Origin of the sequence: Bartonella acomydis, from assembly GCF_039543025.1 — a bacterium.
GTDB classification, from domain to species: Bacteria; Pseudomonadota; Alphaproteobacteria; order Rhizobiales; family Rhizobiaceae; genus Bartonella; species Bartonella acomydis.
On the sequence record NZ_BAABIY010000076.1, the window covers coordinates 1 to 2,094 of the forward strand.

Sequence of the window (2,094 nt, forward strand, 5' to 3'; positions counted from 1 at the left end):
AGACTCTATGCCCCTTATGAGGTTATTATGTCTTATAAGTCTATTCAGTTTCTTTAATGTCTAATTTTGGTAGGTTCTTAACAATTTTCATTGTCTCTAAACTTACAGTAATAACCCTTTGAAACAATTCTAGAGGGTAGGCAGGGTTTCCAACGGTTTCAACAGCATAACGATTGGCATCATTTACAATACCACTTTTTTTATCAGTCTTAACACATTGACGACCCATAACCCATTCAAGAGCGGGTCTACCATTAACGATATACTCATAAGCTTCAAGAGGGATGTCTGTCATTATGATATTGCTGTTGTAAATAACAGTGGACTTGTCTTTCTCTTTACCTGCTTTTGCAAATTTCATTTCTGTAACGTAGTAAAATTTTTCTGGATTAGAAATATCTGTCTGCTTTGGATTTCCTTTTTTAAAGGTCACTGGATAAGGCTTTACATCTTCATAATTCATGTGCATAAGCCCCAGTTCACGCCCTGCTGTAACAAATATCCAAAAATCATCAGCACTCTTTACACAAGGGATACGAGGTAATTCTTTAGAGAGGTTATCAGCATAACGAGCACGATAATCTTCCGAATGTAAAATTCCGTAAACATAATAGAATAGATCATCTTTTGTTATAGTTTCATTCGGATAAGCCGCTTTAAAATGTGCTAGACCTTCATCTGTAATGGCATCACGTCTCTGTAAACCAGCTGTTTTACTCTCTTCTTGAGAATTTGAAAATAAATGGGATTGTTTCTTATTTTTATCTTTTAAAGATTCAGTATCTTCGTAAATATATCTTGGAAAGCATTGACTAGTATCTATTGCGTGAAAATTAGGTAGAGTCTTGGTCATTAAGACAGAAAAGCCTACCATTGCTCCTATACCTGTAACTTGTATTATCTTATTTTCATTCATCTGTTCCATAGGAAATATACACGGCATTTTGGAAACTCTATCGTTGAAGGCGCGATTATAATAAAGCCACTGTTGTGTAAAAGGGCGATAAAGACTTTGAATAAGGCATGTATCTTCAAATTCGAAAATTTTTCCTTTTACCAGTTCCTGCTTAACATTATGGCTCCAACTTATCTTTTTCTCATCCGCATTAACAAAATTATCTACAACCTTTGTACGTGCTTTATGGTCAGTGTGATAAGTGTCATTAAAACGTTTCACTTCGTTATTATAGAAGCTAATCATGCTGTGCATATTTTTTGATAAAGCATCACGGCTAGAGTTGTATGTCCAAGCATCACGATTGGTTTTTAGACCACAAGAATAAATCTCAAACAGTTTTTTATCATGTCCTTTTTTAGCACCCATAGCTAAAAATGCTTTGAAACTGTCATCCCGTTGACCAAGCCAATCCCCGTGTTTATCTGGTGTAATTATTTGCCAGCCTTTTTTGCTCTGTGTAATGCCTTCAATACTAGCAAGAGCCTCGATTATCTTAAGCTTTTTTTCTTTTGTGAGTGAATCTCCAATGTCATGATAGTAAATTTTACAATCTCCAGAAACATTGGGATTTTTGATAAACAATGTCACGGCAATACCCGTCATGCTACCATTGCCAAAAACATTTTCTCCTTCTTGAGAATTCTTTTTGTTCATCATATTTTTACGAATATCCCCCCGTAAATTAAGCACGTAAATACTGGTAAATTCTTTGGCTAAAGATTTTCGTAAGCCATCCATAGAATACCCACTGATGAAATTTCCATTTGTGACAAAGCCGATTACCCCAGCGTTATCAATACGGTCACTAGCCCAACGAATAGCACGAATATAACTATCATAAAGCGCTTGCCTAAGATTTGCTTTAGATTGAGCAGCATAGGTTTCACGAATACGGTCATTTAATATAGGATAGGGGCTGTTCTTTGCATTATCATTTTCGCTTTTTTGACCGGTTGAATAAGGGGGATTGCCAAAGATAACTTTGATATCCAGTTTCTTTTGAAGCTCTAAATATTCACTGTTTTCTTTAAGTATGCCTTTCATCAAATCTTGTTTTTCAATCATCCGAAACGTATCAGTCAAACCAATATGCTTGAAAGGAATATACTCTCCTTTCATAAAACTATGATAGGTCG

1 protein-coding gene is annotated in these 2,094 nt (G+C 35.3%); it reads right to left on the bottom strand.

Annotated features, from left to right (window positions below; all coding sequences use genetic code 11):
- Window positions 1–40 precede the first annotated feature (40 nt).
- Window positions 41–2,094: type ISP restriction/modification enzyme (locus tag ABD909_RS07095; protein WP_345097255.1), on the bottom strand; the 2,054-nt coding region annotated here is incomplete at its 5' end.